Source organism: Ensifer sp. LC163 (assembly GCF_001695855.1).
In the GTDB taxonomy this organism is placed as follows: Bacteria; Pseudomonadota; Alphaproteobacteria; order Rhizobiales; family Rhizobiaceae; genus Ensifer.
This window is the reverse complement of sequence record NZ_MBSS01000015.1, coordinates 59,642-83,932: the sequence shown is the minus strand read 5'-3', so window position 1 is coordinate 83,932 and position 24,291 is coordinate 59,642. Positions and strand designations below refer to the sequence as shown.

The following is a 24,291-nucleotide window of genomic DNA, read 5'->3' as shown; positions in this document are numbered from 1 at the left end:
ATTGGTCCTTATTCAGCCGCTTCGCTGGCCGTGTCGGCTTTCGCCTCGGCGGCAATCAGCTGGGCCAGCTTGCGGCGAAAGCGCATCGGGCCGACGTCGATCTTCAGGTCGAGGTTCGACGTCTGCATGTTGGCCATTCCGTGATGGACCGCCTCCAGCACGACGCGATCCTCCTCGAAGGCGCCCCGTACGGATTTTGCGAAACTCTCGGAAACCTTGGCGTCGTCAGGCGCGAAGTTGCGCATCTGGAACCAATAGTATTTGGTCCGGTTTTCATCGACCGGCGTCATGAAGTTGTAGCTGTCCATGAGGAAGGTGTTTTCTGGCAGCGCGCGGCCTTCCCCGCCGGTGTGGGCCGGCGCGAAGATGGCCTTAATGATCGCGTTGCTCGGATAGCGCACCTCGTAGTGCTGCTTGCGGTCGGTGTTACCCTCGAATTGCAGGAAGGGCGCGTAGAACGGGGCCGGTTCGGAATCGATCATCCAGCGCCAGACGGTGACGCCGTCGTCCTTCACGGTCGTCTCGAGCGGCGTTTCCTCACAGGCCGAGCTCGCGAAGGACGACTGATGGACCCAGGCGACATGGGACGGGTCGAGCAGGTTGTCCGTCATGTAGAGGTAATTGCAGTTGAGCGTCATGGACTCGCCGCGATTGATTCCCCAGGCGGGATTGCCGAAATATTCGACTTCGAAGATTTCCTTCGGGTCCGCCTTCTCGGCATCGCCCATCCAGATCCAGAGCAGGCCGTAGCGCTCGTGGACTGGGTAGGAACGCACCTTGGCGACATGGGGAATGCGCTCGGCGCCCGGAACCCGCGTGCAGATGCCCGAACAATCGAAGGTCAGGCCGTGATAGCCGCATTCCACGTCGTCACCCTTGATGCGGCCCATGGAGAGCGGCAGCTTCCGATGGGGACAGGCATCCTCGAGCGCGGCGGCCTGGCCGTCCCGCTTGCGGTAAAGAACGATGTTTTCGCCGAGGATCGTGACGGGTTTCAGCTCGCGGCCGACCTCGTGATCCCAGGCTGCGACGTACCAGGCATTCTTGAGAAACATTTCGCTCTCCTTGCGTTTTGTTAAGCGAATGTCCGTCGTTTTTTTTGTGCCAACAAGTTGCCAGCTCCTGCGTTCTTTTTTAGATTTTCTAAATTGGAGCGACTGGCTGAAGGAGTGCTTTACGATGCCGAACCCGTCCTTGCGCGGCTTGCAGGCCTTTGAGGCGATCGGACGATGTGGCACTGTCAGCGCTGCGGCGGAGGACCTCGGTGTCTCGCCCGGCGCGGTGAGCCAGTTGGTACGAAACCTGGAGCACTGTCTCGGCCTGACGCTATTGGAGAGACGCGGGCGGCGTGTGGAGCTATCTTCCTGGGGCCGGTTGTACTATCGGGAAGTCGCGAAAGGCTTCCAGCAGCTCTCCCATGCTGCCAACGTTCTCACCCGCGCGCGCAACGAGACCGGGATCGTTCTCAGCGCGCTGACGTCGGTCGCCAACAAGTGGGTCAATCGCAAGATCTTCGACTGGCAAACGCTCTGTCCGGAATCGAGTGTCCGCATTCTCGGGCAGGAGCAGGAGCCTCGCATCGGTGCCGAGCAAGTGGATTTCCGTATTACCTACGGCCGGCGCTCCTATGTGCATGAGCACGTGGCAACTCTGTTCACGGACTGGATCGTACCGGCCTGCTCGCCGATGCTGATCGCCGGACGTAGCCTTGAAACGCCGCGCGATATCCTGACATTTCCGCTCCTCCATGTGGAATGGGAGGCGGACTACAAGGCTTCGCCGCAATGGAATGACTGGGCGGCGCTGGTGCACGCCGATGGCCGCCAGAAGTTCTCCGGCCTCTCCTTCACCTTGTCGAGCAGTGCGATCGACGCGGCCGTGAACGGCAGGGGATTCGTTCTTGCGCAAGTCTCCATGATCAAGGATGAGATCGCCTCTGGAAGCCTGGTTGTGCCCTTCGACATTCGCATGAAACTACCCGAAAGCTATTATCTGGCCTGGGATCGGGCTGCTCTCGAAAAACCGTTCGGGCAGAAGTTTCACAAATGGCTAATCGGGGTAGCGAGACAACAGGAGCTGCTCTCCGCTCCGCCCACAGGCTTAGCCACCTGAGGTGCGGTATTGGCACGGCCGCTCTGACGCGGCGGCTTTTGGCCGCCGAACGACGAGGCTGTCCGCGGTTGGCATGTCGGCTCCATGGTGGTGGCTCCAGATCGAATGCAATGATCGCTAGAAACCTGCATGCTTTGACGCTCCATAGTCAACAGGTGCTGGCTGAAGATCTCCTTCGAAGATCGTATGTGCCGGAGATTCCAGGCTCTGCGCGTCCGAGTGTCCATAACTCATGGTCACGACCTGGAGCGGCATTACAGCGCCGCGCGTCTATTTAGACGCGCCAAGGTCGCTGTAACACTTTGAGTTGCTGCATAATTTTGTCCTTAAATCGATTCCGATTTAAGGAATTATGCAGTAATCCATAGGATGACATCATCGATATCGCGAGGTCGCTCGTTAGGCCGGGAAGGTGAGGGGGGTGGTCACTCTTTCCGGCAATCGTCTCTCGGCACGCCGCCGACACGGGATTGGTTGCCACCAACGGCGATATCTCGCATGCCGAGGCGATGCGATGACCGCCTCGGCATGGATCTGGGCGAGCGCAACCTGCAACGCAGATGCGCTCAAGCATCACGCCGCCAGATGCTCGAACAGCCGGGCGACGGCCTCCGCACCCGGATCGACATGGCCCTCCAGTTGTCGCGCGTTGATGTAGGCGGCGCGACCGGCCCTGGCCTTGAGTAGCGTTGCCGTCAGGTTTGCTCCTTCCCGCGCAGCCAGGGCGGCCGAACGGACCCCGTCGCTGAGCGCGTCGAGAGCAGGGGAAAGCGCGTCCACCATGGTTCGGTCGCCGAGCCGGGCGCCACCGATTTCCTGCATCCGGGCAAGTCCTGCCTTCAGCGCATCCCGCATGGGAAGGCCGCTCGACGCCGCGTCGCCGGCCGCGGCGAAGAAGATCGCCAGCAGCACCCCCGACGATCCTCCCATCGTCTGGCTGAGTTCCTGGCCGATCGCGCGGTAAAGCTGGGTGTGGTCGGACAGCGGCAGTCGGTCGATCGCATTGATCAGGGCGCGGGCGGCGCCAGCCAGTGTCGAACCGGTATCGCCATCGCCCGACTTGGCATCCAGTGCGTTCAGGTCCTGCTCGGCTGCAATCAGGACCCGGCAGCAATCGATGATGAACTCGCGCGTCTCCCTGTGGTTGGACGACAGGGGGGCAATGGGCGTCAACCCGTCGGGCAGCATGCTGACGATGACCGGCTTGACAGCCGACAGGCCGGGCCATGCCGCCATGGGAACCGGTGTGCCGAGCGCCTTGAGATCGGCTTCGTCGGCGGGATAGACGGAAACCGAAAAGCCGCGCATGTCGAGGGATGTCATCATCGGCGCGGGACCGACCACATGCGAAATCCGCGCACCGATCGAAGACGCGACAAGTTCGTGCGCCAAAACCGACATTTCCAGGCTGGAGGTGCCGCCGAGATTGTTGATGAGCGCCACATGTGGCCTGTCCTCCATGGCAGCGGCGAGCTTGCTCGCGACCGCCTCCATGGCCGTTCTGGCATCGATGAATTCGACTTGTTCGACGCCTGCCTCGCCGTGGATACCGAGCCCGAGTTCGGCCATGCCGGCCGGAATGCGGTCCTCCTTCGGCGATCCGGGAACCGTGCATGTATCGAGCGACATGCCGATGCTCTTCGACCCGGCCGAAACGCGCCGGGCAGCAGCCGTCACCGTTTCAAGATCCGTACCGGCCTCGGCCAACGCTCCTGCAATCTTGTGAACGAAGAGAGTGCCGGCAACGCCGCGCGCCTGTGGCAATTCGGGCAATGCCACGTCATCGCCGACGATGACCATGCTGACATTGAGGCCGAAGGCACGGGCGCGTTCGGCGGCAAGGCCGAAGTTCAGCCGGTCGCCGGTATAGTTCTTGACGATCAGCAGGCAGCCGGCAGGGCCCGTGACTGCGAGAATGCCGGCAAGCACCGCATCGACGCTCGGTGAAGCAAAGACGTCACCACAAACGGCCGCGGTCAGCATGCCCGCCCCCACGAAACCGGCGTGGGCTGGCTCGTGCCCCGCCCCGCCGCCGGACACCAGCGCCACCTTGGACTTATCCCAGTCGTTGCGTAGAACCACGCGAATATGCGGATAGCCGTCCAGACGCGCCAGCGAACCGCCGCTCATGGCCAGCAGGCCGTCGATCGCCTCGGTGACGACGTCTTCCCTCTTGTTAATGAACTGTCCCATGTATTTTTCCTCTAAGCTAAGCGCATGCCGGCCGCGTCGAAGTAGAGCGGCTTGTCGGGCTGAATTTTCACGGTATCGCCACTTTTCAGCCTGGTATGGGCGTCGGTGACGGTGATGAGATCGTTCTTCCGGAAGGACAGGTGAAGGCGGGTCTGGTCGCCGAGATGCTCGACCCGCCTGACCAGCGCTTCCTGGCCGCTGCCCTGGGTAATATGCTCCGGCCGCAAGCCGATGTGCACGGCCCTGGATGGTGCGCCCGGAAACGTGTCGGCGGGAATAATGTTGATGCGGGGCTGGCCGAGCTTTGTTGCCGCATAGATGCTCACCGGATGCTCATAGACCTCACGCGGAGAGCCGAACTGCACCAGCCGGCCCTCGTGAAGCACACCGATATGCGTTGCCATTGTCATCGCCTCGATCTGGTCGTGGGTGACATAAAGCAGCGTGGCGCCGGATTTGGCCTGGATGTTCTTCAGCTCGATGCGCAGGTCGGCCCTGAGCTTGGCGTCAAGCGAGCTCAAGGGCTCGTCCATCAGATAGATCTGCGGCGTGCGCACCAGCGCACGCCCAATCGAGACACGCTGCATCTCGCCGCCGGACAGCGCCGTCGCCTTGTTGTCGAGTTTGTGGGAAATCTGCAGGACCTCGGCGATCGCATTGACCTTGCGGTCAATCGCCTCCCGTGGCGTCTTCAGTAGGGGCGATTTCAACGGGAATTCGAGGTTCTGCCGCACCGTCAGATGCGGATAGAGCGAATATTGCTGAAACACCATGGCGACATTCCGCTGCGCCGGTGTATGCCCCTCGACTGAGCGGCCGCCGAAATAAATGTTGCCGCTATCGGGGCGATCGAGGCCGGACACCATGCGCAGCGTCGTGGTTTTTCCGGCTCCCGTCGGCCCGAGGAGAACGACGAAGGAACCGTCCGGTATCGTCAGCGAGACGTTGTCGAGCGCTGTATGATTGCCAAACGTCTTCGTCACGTTTTCAAGAACGACGTCAGCCATGACGCAATACTCCCTCATTGGCTTCGGACAGAAGCGCCCGCCCATTCTCGCCCTCGAATATCGTCAGGGTGCCGGGATTGAATTCGAGGCCGATGGTCTCGCCGGCTCTGACGGCCTGCCTCGAGGATGCACGCGCCTTGACCTCGCCGTTCGGTGTCGCCAGCGTGATGATCTGCGTGGTGCCGAGATATTCGGTGGCAAGCACTCTGCCGCGATACTCAGACGCATCGGAAAAGCCGATATGTTCGGGCCTCACCCCCATTGTCAGGTTGCCCTTGGCTCCTTGCCGAGACGAAGGAACGTTGACCTTCTTTCCCGAAAGCTCGATGACAGTGTCGCCGGCATCGATCATGCCATCGAAATCGAAGAAGTTCATGGCCGGGGAACCGATGAACTTTGCGACGAATTTGGTCGCCGGCCAGTCATAGATTTCCTGCGGCTTGCCGAACTGCTCGACGACGCCATGATTCATCACCACGATCTTGTCGCCCATCTGCATGGCTTCCAGCTGGTCGTGGGTGACGTAGACGGTGGTCGCGCCGATGCGGTCGTGAAGTGCACGCAGTTCCTCGGCCATATGCTCGCGAAATTCGGCGTCGAGCGCGCCAAGGGGTTCGTCCATGAAGAAAGCCTTCGGACGGCGCACGATGGCGCGGCCGAGGGCGACACGCTGGCGGTCGCCGCCTGACAGTCCGCCGACCGGGCGATCAAGGATTGTCTCGATCTTGAGAATGCGGGCCACATCTTCCACGCGTGCCTTGACCTCGGCCCGCGGCATGCCCTGGCTCAGCAGAGGATAGGAAATGTTCTTGCGCACATTCATATGCGGATAGAGTGCGAACATCTGGAAGACGAAGGCGATGTCGCGCTGGCTTGCCGGCTTCATGCCGACTTCCTCGCCATCGATGTAGATTTCACCGCTGGTCGGCAGTTCGAGGCCGGCCATCATTCGCAATGTTGTCGTCTTGCCGCAACCCGACGGCCCAAGCAGCATGAAGAACTCGCCGTCTTCGACCGTGAACGAGGAGGATTGGACAGCTGTGAATGCTCCGAACTCCTTGCGCACATTCTCAATTCTGATCTGTGCCATGGGTTACTCCGGAAAGTGGCTGACGATGATGAACATGACCGTGCCCACCAGGGTCACGATGAACGAGTAGGAAAACATCGACAGCACGAACGGTTGCATCAGCATGAACACTCCGAGCGCAATGAGGATCGATGCGACCATTTCCCATGCGCCGCGCCGGAACCCGCGCAACCCTTTGATAAAATAGGTCATTTGCGAACAGCTCCAAATGTGATGCCACGCAGCAGGTGCTTGCGAAGGACAATCGTGAAAATCATGACGGGTACGAGGAACAATGTTGCACCCGCGGCCACGGCCGGCCAGTCCTGGCCGCCGACGCCGATGATCGTGGGAATGAAGGGTGGGGCCGTCTGGGCTGTGCCAGAGGTCAAGAGAACGGCAAAGGCATATTCGTTCCAGGCAAAGATCAGACAGAAGATCGCTGTTGAGGCAATGCCGGTCATGGCTTGCGGAAGGACGACCTTGTAGAAAGCCTGAAACCGGGTGTACCCATCGATCAGCGCCGCTTCCTCGTATTCGATCGGGATTTCGTCGATGAAACCCTTAAGCAGCCAGACCGCCAGCGACAGGTTGACCGCCGTATAAAGCAGGATCATGCCGAGATGGGTGTCGTTGAGGCCAAGCGAGCGGAACATCAGGAAGATCGGGATCGCCACGGCGATCGGCGGCATCATGCGCGTCGACAGGATAAAGAATAGCAGGTCATCCTTGAGCGGCACCTTGAAGCGGGAGAAGGCATAGGCCGCCGCAGTGCCCAGGACAATGCACAGCACGGTCGAACCGAAGCCAATGATCATCGAATTGGAGAAACGTTCCATGAAGCGCGACGGGCCGGCGATGACAAAGCCATCCTTGCGCACGATGCGGTCGTACCAGGTCGTCGGTTCCCCAAGGGCTTTCACATCCTCTTCCGTTGCCCGCGTGCGGGTGGTGAAGAGGTTCACGTACCCTTCAAGGGTTGGAGAAAAGAACGTTTTGGGCGGATAGGCGATGGCGTCGGACGGTGACTTGAAGCTTGTTCCGATGATCCACAGAAGCGGCAGGATCGTGATCAGGGCGTAAAGGATCACAAGCGTTCCCGCGAACAATTTCTGGCGACCCGAAGGTTCCGTTACGGAGTAGCTGCTCATCTCTGTTTCACCTTGTTCAGAGCTTTGACGTAGATCGATGCGAGGCCGAAGACGGTCACGAAGAGGATGACCGCGTAGGCGGACGCATAACCCGTGCGCCATTTTTCGAAGGCTTCGCGTTTCAGGTTGATGGATGTCAGTTCGGTGGTCGATCCGGGGCCACCGCCGGTCAGTTGCACCACGAGGTCGAACATCTTGAAGTTTTCGATGCCGCGGAAAAGGATCGCCAGCATCAGAAACGGAAGGACCATCGGAATTGTGATTGTCCAGAACTGCCGCCATTTGCTGGCGCGGTCGCATTCCGCCGCTTCATAGATGCTGCCGGGGATGGACCGTAGCCCCGCCAGGCAAATCAGCATGACGAAAGGCGTCCACATCCAGGTATCGACGATTACAATGGCCCACGGTGCCAGCGACACGTCGCCAATCATCGAAAAGGCGGAGGGGTCGGTTCCGGTGAGGAAACCCACCGCGTAATTGAACAGGCCGATCTGCGGCTGATAGAGAAATGTCCAGAAGTTGCCGACAACCGCCGGGCTGAGCATCATCGGTAGCACGATGATCGTCGTCCACATGTCGTTGCCGCGAAATTTCTTGTTGATCAGATAGGCCAGCGTGAAGCCGATCAGAACCTGGAGGACGATCGTCCAGATCAGGAAATGGGCCGTTGCCTGCATCGTCTGCCAGATATCCGCGTCTGTCAGGATATTGATGTAATTCTTGAGCCCGACGAAGCCGACCTCGGCGTTCGGTCGGTTGACCCGGAAATTGGTAAAACTCAGCCGGATTGTCCATATCAACGGAAAGATGTTGACGGCGAGCAGCAGGAAGATCGACGGCGCGACAAAAAGCCAGGCAATGGCCCGATCCGAGAGTCCTTGAATGCGTTTGGCAACGACAGGCGGCGTTGCGCGTGCCGCCCGTTCGATCGATGAATCGAGCATGGTGGTCCCCTAAATCATAAGCAGATTGGTTCGCGGGACCGGCCAAAGAGAGCCGGTCCCGCACCGACACCTGAAACCGCAGGGAGGTACGCGGTCAGTGTCTAGAGCATTTCCAGGAAAAGTGCGAAGCGGTTTTCCGTCTGGAAATGCGTAGAAACAAGGAGATAGAGCGTTTCTGCGACTCCGTTTAAACCGGAAACGCTCTAGTATTTGCCTTCGTCATCGAAGATCTCGGTCCAATCGGCAACCAGGCCGTCAAGCGCTTCCTTGGCCGTGCCCTGACCGGCGACGACGTAGTTGTGGAAGCGTTTTTGCGAGGCTTGCAGAAGCGAGGCGTAGGACGGCTCCGCCCAGAAGTCCTTCACGATTGCCATGGAATCGAGAAAGGTCTGCGCATAAGGCTGGCTCTTGGCAAAGCCGGGGTCTTCAACGACCGCGCGCAATGCGGAGTAGCCACCCAGCTGCCACCATTTGGCCTGGATATCGGGTTGAGCAAACCATTTGATATATTCAAGGGCAGCATCCTGCTTGTCGGATGCTGCGACCACGGAAATACCCTGGCCGCCCAGCTGTGCAAACTGCGCGCCGCCCGGGCCGGCCGGATTGGCGAAATAACCAGACTTGTCGCCACCGACCTTGGGGTCGGCATTGATGCCGGGCCAGGTGAACGCGAAGTTCATCTGCAGGGCAACCTGGCCGGACTTATAAGCGTCGATGTTCTCGGACATGTAAGCGTCGGACGATCCGGGAGGAGCGCAGCAATTGTAAAGTTCCTTGTAGAATTCCAGACCTTTCACGGACTTGTCTGAATTGACATATCCTTCGAGCTCATAGGGCTTGGCCGGATTCTGGTATTCGAAGCCGTAGCTGTAGAGCACGTCCATGGCGCCCATTGTGATGCCTTCGGACCCGCGTTCGGTATAGATCGCAGCGCCGTAAACCTTGTTGCCGTCGATCTCGCGATCCTGGAAAAATCCGGCAATATCCTTGAGTTCCGCAAGCGTCCTCGGGACGGTCAGATCGCGGCCGTATTTCGTCTTGAATTCGGTCTGCAGTTCGGGGCGCGAGAACCAGTCCTTGCGGTAGCTCCAGCCGACGACGTCGCCGAATGCAGGGAGCGCCCAGTAGTTCGGCGTACCCTTCGGCCATTCGGCATAGCCTGTCACGGTTGCCGGAATGAAATCGCTCATCTTGATGCCTTCCTTGTCAAAGAAGTCATTGAGCTTAACGTATTGGCCGTTTTCCGCTGCGCCGCCGATCCATTGGCTGTCACCGATCATCAGGTCGCATAGCTTGCCGCCGGAATTCAGCTCGTTGAGCATACGGTCAGCAAAGTTGGGCCAGGGCACGAATTCGAAGCTCATCTTATGGCCGGACTTGGCTTCGAAATCCTTGCTGAGCGCGACGAGCGCATTGGCCGGATCCCAGGATGCCCAGCACAAAGTCAGGTCTTCTGCTTGCGCTGACGTCGTCGCTCCGAGGGTTAACAGCGCAGTGGCAACGCCCGCCCCCAGTACCGATTTGAAATAGCAATGCGTCATGAAACAATCTCCTCCCGTGCGGCAGCCCGACCTCCATCGGCACGTGCCTTACGCTCTCGATGAGCAACAATAGGCGCAAAGAGTCTGCCTTTTCGGGCGCGCGCCTCCTCCTCCAACATCGGGACTTTCGCCATTGGGCCGGCTTTGTCACCGTGTTGTCAGCCATATAATTGAGGTGCGCACCTCAGCGCAAGGTTTTTTTGAGGTGCGCACTTCAATTTCTTGCATTTTTGCTTGCGCTGTTGGAGAAGAGGCGGTGGCGACAGCAGGGGGATGGTGAAGAAAGATGATGCGACCGACGGCGAAAGACCTGGCGGAAGCAGCCGGAGTGAGTTTGGCGACTGTTGATCGAGTGCTGAACGAACGGCCGAATGTCAGTGCTAAAGCCGCGCAAAAAGTGCACGAAGCCATTGAAAGAATTGGCTTCGTTCGCAATCCAGCGGCCGTTGTCCTGGCCCGCAACAAGCTCTATCGCTTTCGCTTCGTTCTCCCAAGCAAAGGCGATCAATATCTTCTGGAGTTGCTACAATGTGTCCGGGAGGCCAGTCAGACGCTCAAATCCGAGCTGACAGAAGTAACCGTGGATCAAATTCCAACGGATGATCCGCATCAGCTTTCACGCCATCTGGCTTCGATCGAACACGAAGCGGTGGACGGCGTCGCCGTCATGGCGCCTGAGTCACCACAGGTTCGCGACGCGCTCGGCCGGCTGATGTTGCGGGGCATTCACCTGGTTCAGTTTCTGTCCGGGCAGGAAAAGTTGGAAACCGCGGACTTTGTTGGTGTCGACAACTTCGCGGCTGGTGCAACAGCGGGCAAGATTATCGGCCGTTTCCTCGGCAGGGAAGTCGGCAAGGTGATGATCGTTGCGGAAACGATGGTGGCGCGGGACAGTATCGAGCGCCGTCGCGGCTTTGACAGTATTATTAATCAACAGTTCCCTGGCCTGACAAACCTCCCGTCGCTTGAGACTTATGGGGATGAACGCCGGGCCGCGGCGATCATACGGCAAGTCCTGGAACATAATCCGGATATCAACGCGGCGTATATCATGAGTCCGGAAAGCCGCGTGCCTGTCACTGCGATCAGGCAACATACTGACGCGCGAAGGATCGTCATTGTTGTCCACGAGCGCACGCCCTTCAGCGAAGAAGCTCTCCGCAACGACCAAATCGATACAATTATCGCACAGGACCCCGGGCACGCAGTGCGCAGCGCTATCCGCATCATGCGCGCGCGCACCGACGAGCGCGAACCCATCGCGTCACAGGAAAAAATCCGTATTGAGGTCCTGCTCAAGGAGAATCTGTGATTGAGGGATGCCAAGTGCGCATCCGCGTGCCTGCGTGACGAGTATGATGGCCAAGGCGCGCTTTGAATCGGGTTGCCATTTGAATCGTCGACAGGATCGCCGCCGAGTGCCTCGGCGATTATTAATCGAAATGGTCTTTTTGTTAATTAACGAGACTGTCTATTTAACGGTCTCTGCAACCAGAACTTTGGTACGAATCCCGTCAAGGCGAGCGGATTGAGACATCGGCCCTTGAACCTCAGCAGACATCTCTGCGCACAGAGCTATTGTCCTATGCGGCGCTCCTGCATTTCTTCGCCCACAAAGCAATTGTAGTCTGCTCGGTCGTCGACGCGTTGCAATAGTGGCTCGAACTGCCTCAGGTTGCTCACGCTCGGTCCAAGTATCTCGACGATGAGCTTGCTGAGAATAGCCTCCGCAAAGTCGCCAGGATCTGAGACTTTCAACAGAAAGGCCCCATCTCCACCGATCACACAATTCTCATAATAAGCGTCGAGGTCCGGAATCGATGCGGAATCCTGGCGCGTCAACATGATGGGCAGTCCATCAATCACGATGCCTTGGGCGACAGTCGAATTACGGGCAACGGGCGCCGGCACACCGGCGTTGTTCGGCCCATCTCCCGATATGTCGATCACGCGTCGCATTCCCTGGAACGGGTTAATTAGAAAGAGGCTTCGTGAAAACGCCAGCGTGTTGGAAATCGAGGTGAACGATATCCTCCTCATCGGTTGCTGGCGCAGAGCATCTGCGAATTGACCCGCGGTGCTGGGGCCGTCGATTAGCGTCCAGGGTATGATCTGGACAGCCGAGCCACCCCACTCAACGTATGTCACTGCGATTTTGCCGACAGGTCCGCTCCGTATTGCATTGACGAGTTCAGGCTGGAGAAATGCACTCACATAGCCCTGACGTTGAGTTCGTTGTTCGTCGATGTCCATTGAGTAGGAGACATCAACCGCAAGAACCAGCTCAAGATCGACGCCGAATGGAGAAAGTTGGGCGGGCGTGCTGCCCCCCAGAAGGCCAAAGCAGACAAGAAGCGCGCATTGCCGTTTCATCGCGATAGGAAGCCCGGTGCGTCAGAGAAAACATTTTTACCAGGTGTTGTTGGCTCCGTTGAGATCGGCCTAGCTATAACAAGCGGAATCATTCCTCCCGCCTTTAGAACCTGGAGTTCGAGATCGGTTTCGATAGCTGCCTTGCAAGCTAAGCTTTTCTGCTCCACCAGGTTTTCGATGGTGACCGCCCGCTCATCTCCACTGCATAATTCCTTAAATCGGAATCGATTTAAGGACAAAATTATGCAGCAACTCAAACTGTTACAGCGACCTTTGCGCGTCTAAATAGATGCGCGGCGCTGTAGGCGCCCGTCTTTGGTGTAAATCGTGAGGGCCCTCCATCGGGAGGTCATATAGCGGATCGCCTTGGCGAATTCGCTCTTGCCGGTCGGAGTTCAGACCCAATGCCCTTTCGGCTGCCGGTGAGCGGTTCCGAAGGAATTGGTTACGAGATCGCGGCGTGCATAGGCCCAACACGCCACCTGGGTCAGACACATCTTGCCGGTGATCACATTGCTCTCATAGAGCTTGTCGAAGCCCGCATGGGCGTCGGCATACAGAAAACCAAGGCACTCCGGCAGAAAATGCTGGGCACGCGCCCTTTTGTGAAAAAATACAGGGAACAAACGCGGCTCAATTTCGTTGAAAAGATGTGGCCGTAGGAGAAGCGCGTGACTTCCGGCGACTGCGGGAGAGTTCCATGAGAGTTAGTGATGGCGATGTTTTCGACCTTTTTTCAAAAATTTACGCGAGCGGAGCACACGAGGAGTTAAGTCTACAGGAATATCTCCTCGCCTGCCGCGACGACAGGAACATGTATGCGACGGCGCCGGAGCGCATGGTGGCTGCCATCGGCGAGCCGAAGTTGATCGACACGAGCGCGGATGAGCGCCTCGGCCGGATTTTCGCTAACCGCACCATCAAGATCTACCCCTCCTTCTCGGACTTCTATGGAATGGAGGATACAATCGAGCGGATCGTCGGATATTTCCGATATGCCGCTCAGGGGCTCGAGGAACGCAAGCAGATCCTTTACCTCTTGGGGCCGGTGGGTGGTGGCAAGTCGTCGCTTGCCGAACGTCTCAAGAAGCTGATGGAGCAGCAGCCGATCTACACGTTGGCCATCGACGGCAAGATAAGCCCCGTCTTTGAATCGCCCCTTGGCCTGTTCAGCCGCGACCGTATGGGAGATCTGCTCGAAGACAAATACGGAATTGCGAAGAGGCGGCTCACCGACCTGGTATCGCCTTGGGCGACCAAGCGGCTGGACGAAATCGGCGGCGACATTTCGAAATTCAGCGTCGTCAAGCTCATGCCCTCGCGGCTGCGCCAGATCGCCATCGCCAAGACGGAACCGGGCGACGAGAACAACCAGGACATTTCCGCGCTGGTCGGCAAGGTCGATATCCGCCAGCTCGAGAATTTCAGCCAGGCCGATCCCGACGCCTATTCCTTTAGCGGCGGGCTCAACAGGACCACGCAGGGGCTGCTCGAATTCGTCGAAATGTTCAAGGCGCCGATCAAGGTTCTGCATCCACTGCTCACCGCCACGCAGGAAGGAAGCTACAACGGCACGGAGAACTTCGGCGCCTTCCCCTACCACGGCATCGTACTTGCCCATTCCAACGAGTCCGAATGGCTGCAATTCAAGCACAACAAGAACAACGAGGCCTTTCTCGACCGGATTCTGGTCGTCAAGGTTCCCTATTGCCTGCGTGTCACGGAGGAACGGCTGATCTATGAAAAGCTGCTTCGCGAGAGCGAATTGGCCGAGAGCCCCTGCGCGCCCGAGGTACTGGAGAACCTTAGCCGCTTCACGGTGGCGACGCGCCTCGCCCTGCACGAGAACTCTCCGACCTATACGAAGATGCGGGTCTATGATGGCGAAAACCTGAAGGATACCGATCCCAAGACGAAGTCCCTGCAGGAGTACCGCGATGCCGCGGGCGTCGATGAGGGCATGACCGGCGTCAGCACCCGCTTCGCCTTCAAGGTGCTGTCGGAGACCTTCAACTACGACACCAAGGAGGTCGCGGCCGATCCGGTTCATCTGATGTATATCCTGGAACAGGCTATCCGGCGCGAGCAGTTTCCCAAGGAGGCCGAAGCGAACTATCTCGATTTCATCCGGTCGGAACTCGCCGCCCGTTATGCCGAGTTCATCGGTCACGAGATCCAGAAGGCCTATCTCGAATCCTACAGCGAATATGGTCAGAACCTGTTCGACCGTTACATCTCTTACGCGGATGCCTGGCTCGAGGATCAGGACTTCAAGGATCCTGATACGGGTCAGATCCTCAATCGCGAGATTCTCGACAGCGAGCTGTCGCAGATCGAAAAGCCTGCCGGGATCGCAAACCCCAAGGATTTCCGCAACGAAGTCGTAAAGTTCACCCTGCGTGCCCGCGCCAGGAACAACGGGCGCAACCCCGCCTGGACAAGTTACGAAAAGCTCCGGGAAGTGATCGAGAAGCGCATGTTCGGCCAGGTCGAGGACCTTTTACCGGTCATCAGCTTCGGCTCGAAGAAGGACAGCGCGACCGAGAAGCAACACGCTGAATTCGTTGAACGCATGACCGAACGGGGCTACACCGAGCGTCAGGTCCGGCGGCTCGTTGACTGGTACATGCGGGTCAACAAGGCCGGTTGACGATGCGGAAGCGGGGGTGGGCACATGCCGAATTTCATCGATCGCCGGCTTAACCCTAAGGACAGGAGTCTCGGCAACAGGCAGCGCTTTTTGAGGCGGGTCCATGAGGAATTGAAGCGGACGATAAGGGATCAGATAAAGTCGGACAGGATCACCGATGTGGACGCCGCCCACGGCGTTCCGATCCCGAAGCGTGGTGCGGACGAGCCCAGTTTCCAGCATTCGAGGACCAGCGGCGAGCGGCACTATGTCCTGCCCGGAAACGAGACCTTTTCGCCGGGAGACCGACTTAGGAAGCCGGAAACAGGCGCTGGTGGAGGGCGCGCCGGCCCCGGACGGGGCGAAAACACGGACGACTTTCTCTTCGCGCTGTCGCGCGAGGAAGTGCTCGATCTTTTCTTCGAAGATCTGGAGCTTCCGGATATGGTGAAGCTGAGCCTGCGGGAAACCGTCAGCTACAAGTCCCATCGCGTCGGTTTCTCGACGGTGGGCACGCCCAGCAACATCAATGTCGGACGAACGATGCGCAACAGCTTCGGGCGCCGCATGGCCCTGCGTCGCCCGAGCGAGAAGGAATTTCAGGCGCTTGCCGACGAGATCGCGGCGTTGGAAAGGGAGGAGCAGCCATCCCCGCAGCAGCGCCACAGCCTCTCGCACCTGCGCGAAGAACTGGAAGTGATCGAACGGCGGCGGCGGCGTATCGCCTATGTCGATCCCGTCGACGTGCGGTTCAACCGTTTCGAACGTCAGCCTTTGCCGAATGCGAGCGCGGTGATGTTCTGCCTGATGGACGTCTCCGCCTCAATGGGTGAGCGCGAGAAGGATCTTGCCAAGCGCTTCTTCGTTCTCTTGCACCTGTTTCTCAAGCGTCGTTACGAGCGGATCGACATCGTGTTCATCCGCCACACGGACGAGGCGCGGGAAGTTGACGAGGAGACGTTTTTTTTCAGCAAGCAGAGCGGCGGCACGATCGTTTCCACGGCGCTTGAGGAAATGCTGCGGGTCATCGAGGACCGCTATCCCTCCAATCTCTGGAACATATATGCGGCCCAGGCCTCCGACGGCGACAATGCCAACGGCGACTCGGAGCGGTGCGCCGAGCTTCTGCGGGAATCGCTCATGCGTCTGTGCCAGTATTACGCCTATGTCGAGATCATAGACGAGCGCGAAAGCGAGATCTTCGGGTCGACGGACAACGGCACCTCGCTCTGGCGCGCCTACCGCAAGGTCGACAGTGCGGTACCGAATTTCCAGATGACGCGCGTTGCAAGGCCCGCCGACATCTACCCCGTCTTCCGCAAACTCTTTGCCCGGCATCAACCCGTTCAGCTGCGCAGGTGAGGGGACAATCGAATGGCAAGACGGCCAGCCTCCACCCTGCTGTTCGACGGTTCCGAATGGAACTTCGCGACGCTTTCCCGCGCCTATGATGCGATCGAGGCGATTGCGATCGGTGAGATGGGGCTGGACGTCTATCCGAACCAGATCGAGATCATCTCCTCCGAACAGATGCTCGACGCCTATTCGTCCATCGGCATGCCGCTGATGTATCAGCACTGGTCGTTTGGCAAACGCTTCGTTTTCGAAAGCCAACTCTATCAAAAAGGCTATCGCGGGCTGGCCTATGAACTCGTGATCAACTCCAATCCCTGCATCACCTATCTCATGGAAGAAAACACGATGCCGATGCAGACGCTGGTCACCGCGCATGCGGCCTTCGGCCACAATCACTTCTTCAAGAACAACTATCTCTTCCGCCAGTGGACGGATGCCGGCGCGATCCTCGGCTACATGGACTTCGCCAAGAAATACATCGCCAAATGCGAGGAGCGGCATGGTCTCAACGCGGTGGAGGAGATTCTCGATTCGGCGCATGCCCTGCAGGATCACGGCATATTCCACTATCGCCGTCCCCCCCGGCTCTCATCGGAAAAGGAGAGGGAGCGGGCCCGGGAGCGGCTGGAATACGAAGAACAGACCTATAGCGATTTATGGCGGACGCTGCCGACGGCAGGCGGAAGCTCCGGTATCGAGGAGGCGAAGCGCGAGGCCTTGGAACGAAAGAAGGTGCTTAGCCTACCCGAGGAGAACCTGCTCTACTTCCTCGAGAAGCACAGTCTGATCCTTGAGCCGTGGCAGCGCGAAATCTTGAGGATTATTCGCGTTATCGCGCAATATTTCTACCCGCAAGGTCAGACCAAAGTGATGAACGAGGGATGCGCGACCTTCGTCCACTATTCCATTATCAATAGACTGTTCGATCAGGGCAAGATCAGTGAAGGCGCAATGTTGGAGTTGCTGGCAAGCCACGCCAATGTTGTTTTTCAGCCGGGCTTCGACGATTCCCGCTTCTCCGGCCTCAACCCTTACGCGCTGGGCTTTGCAATGATGCAGGATATCGAACGCATCTGCACCATGCCGACGGAGGAGGATCGAGACTGGTTCCCCACCATCGCCGGCAACGGCAACTGGATGGGCACGCTGATCGACGCCTGGGAGAACCACCGCGACGAGTCCTTCATTCTGCAATATCTGAGCCCGGCGCTGATCCGAAAATTCCGCCTGTTTCGTCTCTCTGACCGCGCGGCCAACAAATTTTGTGAAGTCACTTCCATCCATGACGAGCGGGGCTACTCTGCCGTGCGTGCCGCGCTCGCTCGGAATTATGACCCGATGGCCCATAGACCGGACATACAGGTGGTCGATGTCGACCTGCTGGGAGATCGGCAGCTTCGATTGAAGCACGTGATCAAGAACGGCATTTTGCTGGAGGAAAGCAATCGAGACGCGACTCTCGCGCATATAAGCCGGCTTTGGGGATATGACGTGAGCCTGGCAGGCATCGACGCATCGACCGGCAAAGTCCTCTATGAATGCTCCTCCACAGGAGCGTGACCGCAAGCGAGCGGCCCTGCTGCCAGATCTCGTGAGACGACATCAATTGTTAACAACGCGGATGCCCCGACGGCGCGTTTTACATGCGCGGCCGTTCCGATTTCGCCCGCGTCGCTTCGTTTTTTCATATCCCTTTTCGAAGCGGGTGATCGGCCAATGGCATTTGGCCCCGGCCGATCAACCCTCAATCTATTCCGCAGGTGTCGAAGCGAGTTCGGCGCCGCGGTCCGCGTCGAGGATCGCGTCGATGGCGATCAGTTCCGGCATTTTCAGCCCGCTTGCGCCGCGTGAGGCCAGTAGGTAACCGAGGTACAGCGCGCCGATCGCGAACATGATGGCGACGTAGGACCAGGGCTTTGCGAAGGACGCATCGCGGAAGATCGCAAGCTCGAAGGTGAGCCATGCGATGGCGAGGACGAGCACCGGCAGTTCCCAGGCGCCCAGCGAAAAGCCCTGGCTCGGTGGCAGCTGATGGCGCTTGACGGCATACATCAGCACCGTCACGGCATAGATGATCGCCGGAAGCAGTGTGGCGGCCGAGAAGAGCGAGAACAGGGCGTCTGTCTGCTGCGAGAACAGGGCGAGGATGATTTCGCCGATGGCGGCGACGAAGATCGTCGCATTGACCGGCGTGTGCAGCGTCGGGCTGATCTTGTGCCACAGCTGCCAGCCGGGGAAACGCTCATCGCGCGACATGGCCCAGACGAGGCGGGTACCGCTCAACAGGATGACGAGGCCGCACGAGAAGATCGATATGACGACCAGCACGAGCAGGAAATTGCCGACGATGGGACCAAGAACGCGGGAGATGACGTCGGCGATGGGGGTTGCCGAAGAGCCGACGGTGGTGGGATCTCCGAGAAGGGCGGTGATGGCGATCAGGAACAGCATGCCGATGATGCCGAGGCTGAGCACCGCCTGCCACATGGCCCTCGGCACGACCCGCGCCGGCTCCTGTGTTTCCTCGGCGAGATTGGCGGCGGACTCGAAACCGACGATCGTGAATGCACCCAGTAGCGTTCCCATGATCCAGGGGCCGGCCTTGGTCAGTTCACCGAAGGCATAGTAGCCGTCGCCAGGCACGTTGCCGGTGCTGAAGAGGTTGGCGAAATCGAGCTCGTTGTTGATGTAGCCGACGGTGAAGAGCAGGACCACGAGCCCGATCATGCCGACGAGCTGGATGGTGACCGCGATCGCGTTGAAGCGCTGGGTGAACCTCGTCGAGAAGGCGATCATGACGGCCTGAGCGATGATGACGAGGCTGGTGATCCACCAGGCGTTGGTGGGTGTGCCCTCATAGCCGAACATGACCGGTAGCACGGTGGAGGCAATCGTATAGTCCACCGCGCACAAGACGATGGCGAGGAAGGTGAAGCTGATCCAGCCCATGATCCAGCCGAAGACCGGGTTGGAGATGCGCGAGGCCCACTGGTAGACATAGCCTGTGACCGGGATACGGGCTGCGAGCGAGCCGAGGATGAAGGCGACCATCAACTGGCCGACGACCACCACCGGCCAGGTCCAAATGCCCATCGGGCCGGACGTCGACAGCATCGCGCCATAGGCGGTGAAGATGCCGGTCGCGATCGACACGAAGCCGAAAGCGACGGCGAAGGATTGGAATGCCGTGACGTCGCGCTTCAGCCTGTCGTGCTGGCTTGCATGATGGGAAGACGGCCCGGACGCGGGCCGCGCTTGGGTATTGCTGTTCATAGTTCCCCTCCTGTTTCAGGTTTGTTGATTTCAGGTCACGCCGGAAAATCGCTCTGTGCCTCGCTCCAGAGGCTGACGCGGCGGTTGCGCTCCTTGAAGAACTCGATCTCGCGTGCGACCCCGGCGCTTTCCTTCCAGCCGGGCTCGTCGATGACGATCAATTCCTCCATCGCGTCCATGAACACGGCGTCGACGGGGGCCCAGAGCGTGCCGATCGCCGCCTTGTCGAGATGGGCGAGATGTCCGTTGATCGGATGGGACATCGAGACTTGGCTGAAGACGGTGGCGCCGTTGCGCACGATGCGGGCAGCCACCGCGTTCGAGATGTCGAAGCGCCGCTCCACGACGGCTTTGTCCGTATGCCCGTAGGGGCATGCGAGAAAGATTTTTCGCATGTAAAACTCCATGTTGTTCTTGTGGCGTGGCGACGGCGTTAATGCCGCCAGGCCCGCGCCCGTTCGATGGCGCGGGCAAAGCGCAGATGATCGTCAGCACCGACCGTGCCGTCCGGCCGGAACGTCCTCGCCGCGGTGCGCGCACCCCTGACATCGACCCCGCAGAGTTCTGCAAGGCCGAGGGCCGTCAGCTCGTGCATGGGCGCCACCGTGATCGAGCGGTTGCTCGCCGAGGCGAGAAATTGGGCGAAATAGGCGCTCTGCGAGAGGCCGCCGTCGATGGAGATGCTCGGCCCCAGTTCGCCCACCTTCGCGGCCGCCTCGATGAGGCCGACCGTCAGCATTGCGATTCCTTCGAGCACCGCGCGCACGAGGTCGCGCCGGTCCGTCGCGTGGTCCATGCCGATGAAGAGCGGTGCGGCCTGGCGATCCCAATAGGGAGCGGCAAGACCGGAAAGGGCGGGCACGAACACGATGCCGCGGCTGAGGGCCGAAGGCCCCTCGAAACTGCCGAGTTCCTCCATTGCCGAGAACAGGCCGATGTTGCGCGCCCATTCGAGCGCCGAGCCGGCATCATAGACGCCGCCTTCGATCGCGAATGTCGGCCCTTCGCCCCGGCGGTGCCAAGCAATGGTCGGCAGCAGATCGGATTGAGGCGGGCGCCGTTCGCCTACGATCGCTAGCAGGAAGGCGCCGGTGCCGAAGGTGATCGTGCAATCGCCGGGTTTACGGCAATCATGGCCGAAGAGGGCCGCCTGCTGGTCGACGATCGACACTTTGACCGGCGTTCCGTCGATCTGCCCGAAGCCGGCATCGACGACGGCAATCTCCGGCAGGCACTGGCGCGGGACGCCGTGCAGCGCACACATCTCCTCGCTCCAGCTGCCGGTTGAAAGATCGAGCAGGCCGGTACGTGAGGCCGTGGCCAGATCGGTGCGGAAGGTGCCGCACAGCCGGTCGAGAAAAAAGGCGTCCGTCGTGCCGAGCCGCAGGCGGCCGGCCTCAAGGGCAGCGCCGACGGCGGGTAGGTGCTTGACCAGCCAGGCGAGCTTGCTTGCGGAAAAATATGGATCGAGCGGCAGGCCGCAGACGGCTTTCGACCGTACCTCCGCCGCCGGCGGCAGCGCGGCGAGATTGGCTGTCGTGCGCGAATCCTGCCAGACGATGACGGGCGACAGCGGCTTGCCGGTCTCGCCGTCCCAGGCGAGGCAGCTTTCGCCCTGGTTGGAGATGCCTATGGCATCGACAGCGCCCGCGCTTGCCAGCACGGCTTCGATATTGCGCAGCAGCTCCTCCGGGTCGTGCTCCACCCAGCCCGGCGCCGGATGATGCTGAGCGTGACGGCGCGTACCGGCGACGCTCCACCCGCCCCCGTCCTCGATGACGAGGCAACGGGTGGACGTTGTGCCCTGGTCTATGGCGGCAACCCGCATTTACTCTTCCTCCCTGAAACGAAAATGGACGTGCTGCGCCTGTGGTGCTGCCGGCGGAATGGGCACGAGCACCCGCCGCTCGGGCATCCAGGTGCCGCCCGCCTGCCAGACCGCCTGCCCATCGACTTCGAGCGAGAGCCGGCCGCGCACGCGCTGCAGCACGCGCAGTTGGAAGTGCCGGAAGGCCGGCGAGGGCGCCGATGCTCGGCGCAGGATGTTTGGCACGACGAGCTTGATCGGCGCGTCGAAGGTGACGGGCACCGCCGCGCCGGCATCGGGCTCGCGCCGAAGATCGTCGGCGACGGCTTTCGCGATGGCGCGGCCCTCGCGATACGCCCAGCCGCCGGTCTCGACCGCGCGCAACACATTGCCGGCCGCAAAATAGCGCGGGTTGAGCGAGCGGCCGTACTGATCGACGACCGGTCCGGCGCTGCCTTGGTCGACGCCCATCGACGACTGGAGGAACAGCGCGGATTCCGGCGTGAACTGGCCCGTGAGCAGGACGCCGTCGCACGCGAGCGTCTCGGTTGCGCCATGCTTGCGGATGGTCACGGCTTCGACCCGGGTGCGCCCGATGATGTCGACGAGGTCGGCGCCACGGTGAAAGGGGATGCCCATCACCGTCGGGAACCAGGTGAGTGGTGCACGGGCTACCGCATGGGCGCGCGGCTCGATCATCGCAACGGGCCTTGCGCCGTGCGTCAGGCAGGTCAGCACCGCCGAGAGCGAGACGAGCTCCGAGCCGACGATCAGCGGTCGCTGGAACGGCAGCAACCCGTGAAAGGCGAGATAGGACTGCAACGTGCCCGTGGTGACGACGCCGATCGGCCGGTCGCCGGAAATCAGTCGGGCGGAGCGCGGCTTTTCCCGCGCGCCGGTGGTGACGACCACGCGCTGCGCTGTGAGCCGCTCGAGACAGCGCCCGGAGGCGACGAGGAGCGAGCCGTCGTCTGCAAGCTCGACCACGGAGTGGCCCGTACGGATCTCGATGCCAGCCTTTTCCGCTTCCCGCGTCAGCTTGCGGCCGTAGGCGGCGCCGAAATAGACCCGTCCGAATTCGATCATGCCGAAGGGCGAATGGCTGCAGTGGCGCGTGGCGCCGCCGAGTGCCGGTTCGCGATCGAGCAGGACGACGCGTTTCGTGCCCTGCCGGCGAAGCTCGATTGCCGCCGCTACGCCGGAAGGCCCGCCGCCGCCGACGAGGACATCTGCGTCGAACGCGCTCATTGCTTGCCCTCCTTCTCGACGGCCAGCGGTGTGGCGAGCTTGCCCTTGGTCATCTCCGCCAGGCGCGCGTTGCAGTAGAACCCCTGACAGCGGCCCATGCCGGCGCGCGTGCGCCGGCGAAGCCCGCCGAAATCGCCGGGGGGCACCGCGCTTTCGAACGTCGCCTCGATTTCCCGACGCGTGACCAGTTCGCAGTGACAGACGATCTCGCCGTGGTCAGGGCGTTGCCAGTCGCGTTCGCGGCATTCGGCGAGATTTGGCGTCGCGATAGCCGGTATGTTTTCCGGCGGGCGATAGCCGCCGGCAAAGCCGGCATGAAGCTTCAAGGCATGCTGGGCAAGGCCAAGCGCCGAGCTGAGGCCGGTCGAACGGATGCCCCCGAGCGTGATCGCCCGCCTTTCAGGCCGCACGAAGACCCGGTAGCCCTTTTCTTCGCTCGCCGGCCGAAGCCCGGCATAGACGGCGGTGACGGGAATGCCGGCAAGGGCGGGAACGATCTCTGCCGCGCGGCGGACAAGCGTTTCGAGCGTTTCGGTTTCGACCGTGGCGCGCACCCGGTCTTCCTGTTCTTCCGCCGTCGGACCGACGAGCACGTTGCCGAAGGCGGTCGGACAGACGACGATGCCCTTGGTGATCTCTGTCGGCACGGGCAGGATGATGCGGGGAACATGACGACAGGCCGCCTTGTCGAGCACGACGAACTGACCCTTGCGCGGCTTGATGCGGAAGCCGGCGCCGAGGCCGAGGCGGTCATCGACGAGGTCGCCATAAAGCCCGGCTGTGTTGATCACCGTGTCGGCGACGATCTCGCCTGCAGTTGTGTCGAGCCGCCAGGCGCCATCGAACGTCCCCTTGAGGAGTTCGGCGCCGCGCACGAACCGCGCGCCGAGCGCGATCGCCTGGGTGAGATAGGCAAGAGGCGCTGACCAAGGGTCGATGACGTGTTCGCCCGGCACCTCCAGCGCGGCGGCAAGACGCTCGGAGAGCGAGGGCATGGCGCTCCGTGCCTCCTGGCCCGGAACAGCGAGACATCAGCCGTGCCGTTGTCGCGCGCCTGGCTGGCGATCGCCTCCAGCTTGTCCGCCTCCTGCGCGTTCCAGGCGCAGACGAAGGCTCCCGTCGTTACCAGCGGCAGGTTCAGGCTGTCTTTTATCTCGAGATATTCTTGCCGACCGGCTCGAACCAGTTCCAGCTCAAGGCTGTTCGGCGGTGCGTCGAAGCCCGTGTGGAGGATGGCGCTGTTGGCCTTGGACGCTCCCGACAGGATGTCAGGGCCCTTTTCGAGAAGCACCACCTTTGCCCCTGCAAGCGCAAACCGGCGGGCGACCGCGCAGCCGACGACGCCCGCGCCAATGATGGCAACGTCGAAAGGGTCGGCAGTCGGCGACTGGATAGGCAAAACATCGTCTCCCGTTCGGTCACTTAATGACTGAACGGTATAAACTAAATGACCGAATGTAAAGCGCGCCGGCAAGCGAAGGGCCGCCAGGGTAGGGCCTGAGAGGCCTTCCGCTGGCCATGTGCCGCGGCGAGTGGAATTCGATGTGATGACCGGACGGGCATGTTTCGGTCGTTGACTTGACCGAAT

The 24,291-nt window shown here is 60.5% G+C and carries 19 protein-coding genes and 1 pseudogene; 5 read left to right on the top strand and 15 right to left on the bottom strand.

Features of this window, described 5'->3' with window-relative positions:
• Nucleotides 1–8: 8 nt before the first annotated feature.
• Complete coding sequence (locus BC360_RS15480) at nucleotides 9–1,055, bottom strand: aromatic ring-hydroxylating dioxygenase subunit alpha (RefSeq protein WP_065785890.1); 1,047 nt, start codon at nucleotides 1,053–1,055, stop codon at nucleotides 9–11.
• 124 nt (nucleotides 1,056–1,179) lie between these two features.
• Between BC360_RS15480 and BC360_RS15475 the strand changes: the two genes are divergently transcribed.
• Nucleotides 1,180–2,112 carry a LysR family transcriptional regulator gene (locus tag BC360_RS15475; protein WP_065785897.1) on the top strand — a complete coding sequence of 311 codons (933 nt, stop codon included), beginning with the start codon at nucleotides 1,180–1,182 and terminating at the stop codon, nucleotides 2,110–2,112.
• Nucleotides 2,113–2,685: 573 nt separating this feature from the next.
• Here BC360_RS15475 and BC360_RS15470 read toward each other — a convergent pair.
• The 7 genes from BC360_RS15470 to BC360_RS15440 all read right to left on the bottom strand — a co-directional run bounded on the left by BC360_RS15470 (nucleotide 2,686) and on the right by BC360_RS15440 (nucleotide 10,017).
• Nucleotides 2,686–4,305, bottom strand: coding sequence for a dihydroxyacetone kinase subunit DhaK (locus BC360_RS15470; protein WP_065795810.1), 1,620 nt, complete (start codon nucleotides 4,303–4,305; stop codon nucleotides 2,686–2,688).
• An 11-nt stretch (nucleotides 4,306–4,316) separates the two neighbouring features.
• Nucleotides 4,317–5,312 (bottom strand): ABC transporter ATP-binding protein, encoded by a 996-nt coding sequence (locus BC360_RS15465; RefSeq protein ID WP_065795809.1) that lies wholly within the window; start codon nucleotides 5,310–5,312, stop codon nucleotides 4,317–4,319.
• Entirely contained in the window at nucleotides 5,305–6,402 is a 1,098-nt protein-coding gene (locus tag BC360_RS15460; protein WP_065785887.1) for an ABC transporter ATP-binding protein, read from the bottom strand. Before BC360_RS15460 ends, BC360_RS15465 begins: the two co-directional genes overlap by 8 nt.
• Before the next feature lie 3 nt (nucleotides 6,403–6,405).
• Entirely contained in the window at nucleotides 6,406–6,594 is a 189-nt protein-coding gene (locus tag BC360_RS15455; RefSeq protein ID WP_065785886.1) for a hypothetical protein, read from the bottom strand.
• The gene (locus BC360_RS15450; RefSeq protein WP_065795808.1) at nucleotides 6,591–7,532 is read right to left on the bottom strand and encodes a carbohydrate ABC transporter permease; all 942 of its coding nucleotides are present in this window, start codon (nucleotides 7,530–7,532) and stop codon (nucleotides 6,591–6,593) included. The genes BC360_RS15455 and BC360_RS15450 overlap by 4 nt, the downstream gene beginning before the upstream one ends.
• Nucleotides 7,529–8,476, bottom strand: a complete 948-nt coding sequence (locus BC360_RS15445; protein ID WP_065795807.1) for a carbohydrate ABC transporter permease — start codon at nucleotides 8,474–8,476, stop codon at nucleotides 7,529–7,531. Before BC360_RS15445 ends, BC360_RS15450 begins: the two co-directional genes overlap by 4 nt.
• A 203-nt stretch (nucleotides 8,477–8,679) precedes the next feature.
• Nucleotides 8,680–10,017 (bottom strand): ABC transporter substrate-binding protein, encoded by a 1,338-nt coding sequence (locus tag BC360_RS15440; RefSeq protein WP_065795806.1) that lies wholly within the window; start codon nucleotides 10,015–10,017, stop codon nucleotides 8,680–8,682.
• Nucleotides 10,018–10,306: 289 nt separating this feature from the next.
• Here BC360_RS15440 and BC360_RS15435 point away from each other — a divergent pair, with 289 nt between their 5' ends.
• Nucleotides 10,307–11,329: a LacI family DNA-binding transcriptional regulator gene (locus tag BC360_RS15435; protein WP_065795820.1), complete on the top strand. Its 1,023-nt coding sequence runs from the start codon at nucleotides 10,307–10,309 to the stop codon at nucleotides 11,327–11,329.
• 263 nt (nucleotides 11,330–11,592) lie between these two features.
• Here the strand turns inward: BC360_RS15435 and BC360_RS15430 are convergent, their stop codons facing one another.
• Nucleotides 11,593–12,390: a DUF1194 domain-containing protein gene (locus BC360_RS15430; RefSeq protein ID WP_065785881.1), complete on the bottom strand. Its 798-nt coding sequence runs from the start codon at nucleotides 12,388–12,390 to the stop codon at nucleotides 11,593–11,595.
• Between the two features lie 395 nt (nucleotides 12,391–12,785).
• On the bottom strand, nucleotides 12,786–13,016 hold the full coding sequence (locus BC360_RS33155) for an IS66 family transposase (RefSeq protein ID WP_413813746.1): 231 nt from the start codon (nucleotides 13,014–13,016) through the stop codon (nucleotides 12,786–12,788).
• A 74-nt stretch (nucleotides 13,017–13,090) separates the two neighbouring features.
• Between BC360_RS33155 and BC360_RS15420 the strand changes: the two genes are divergently transcribed.
• The 3 genes from BC360_RS15420 to BC360_RS15410 are packed head-to-tail and all read left to right on the top strand — an operon-like array spanning nucleotide 13,091 to nucleotide 17,935.
• A complete protein-coding gene (locus BC360_RS15420) occupies nucleotides 13,091–15,040 on the top strand; it encodes a PrkA family serine protein kinase (protein ID WP_065785879.1) in 1,950 nt (649 codons plus the stop codon).
• 24 nt (nucleotides 15,041–15,064) lie between these two features.
• Nucleotides 15,065–16,381, top strand: coding sequence for a YeaH/YhbH family protein (locus tag BC360_RS15415; RefSeq protein WP_065795805.1), 1,317 nt, complete (start codon nucleotides 15,065–15,067; stop codon nucleotides 16,379–16,381).
• 12 nt (nucleotides 16,382–16,393) lie between these two features.
• Nucleotides 16,394–17,935 (top strand): SpoVR family protein, encoded by a 1,542-nt coding sequence (locus BC360_RS15410; RefSeq protein ID WP_065795804.1) that lies wholly within the window; start codon nucleotides 16,394–16,396, stop codon nucleotides 17,933–17,935.
• Nucleotides 17,936–18,124: 189 nt separating this feature from the next.
• Here the strand turns inward: BC360_RS15410 and BC360_RS15405 are convergent, their stop codons facing one another.
• From BC360_RS15405 to BC360_RS15385, 5 genes and pseudogenes are all read right to left on the bottom strand, one after another.
• Nucleotides 18,125–19,648, bottom strand: coding sequence for an amino acid permease (locus BC360_RS15405; protein ID WP_065795803.1), 1,524 nt, complete (start codon nucleotides 19,646–19,648; stop codon nucleotides 18,125–18,127).
• A gap of 35 nt (nucleotides 19,649–19,683) precedes the next feature.
• Nucleotides 19,684–20,043, bottom strand: coding sequence for a DUF1937 family protein (locus BC360_RS15400; protein WP_065795802.1), 360 nt, complete (start codon nucleotides 20,041–20,043; stop codon nucleotides 19,684–19,686).
• Nucleotides 20,044–20,081: 38 nt separating this feature from the next.
• Entirely contained in the window at nucleotides 20,082–21,476 is a 1,395-nt protein-coding gene (locus tag BC360_RS15395) for an FGGY family carbohydrate kinase (RefSeq protein ID WP_065795801.1), read from the bottom strand.
• Nucleotides 21,477–22,703 (bottom strand): NAD(P)/FAD-dependent oxidoreductase, encoded by a 1,227-nt coding sequence (locus BC360_RS15390; RefSeq protein WP_065795800.1) that lies wholly within the window; start codon nucleotides 22,701–22,703, stop codon nucleotides 21,477–21,479.
• Nucleotides 22,700–24,096 (bottom strand): annotated as a pseudogene (locus tag BC360_RS15385) (NAD(P)/FAD-dependent oxidoreductase). Before BC360_RS15385 ends, BC360_RS15390 begins: the two are co-directional and overlap by 4 nt.
• Nucleotides 24,097–24,291 lie beyond the last annotated feature (195 nt).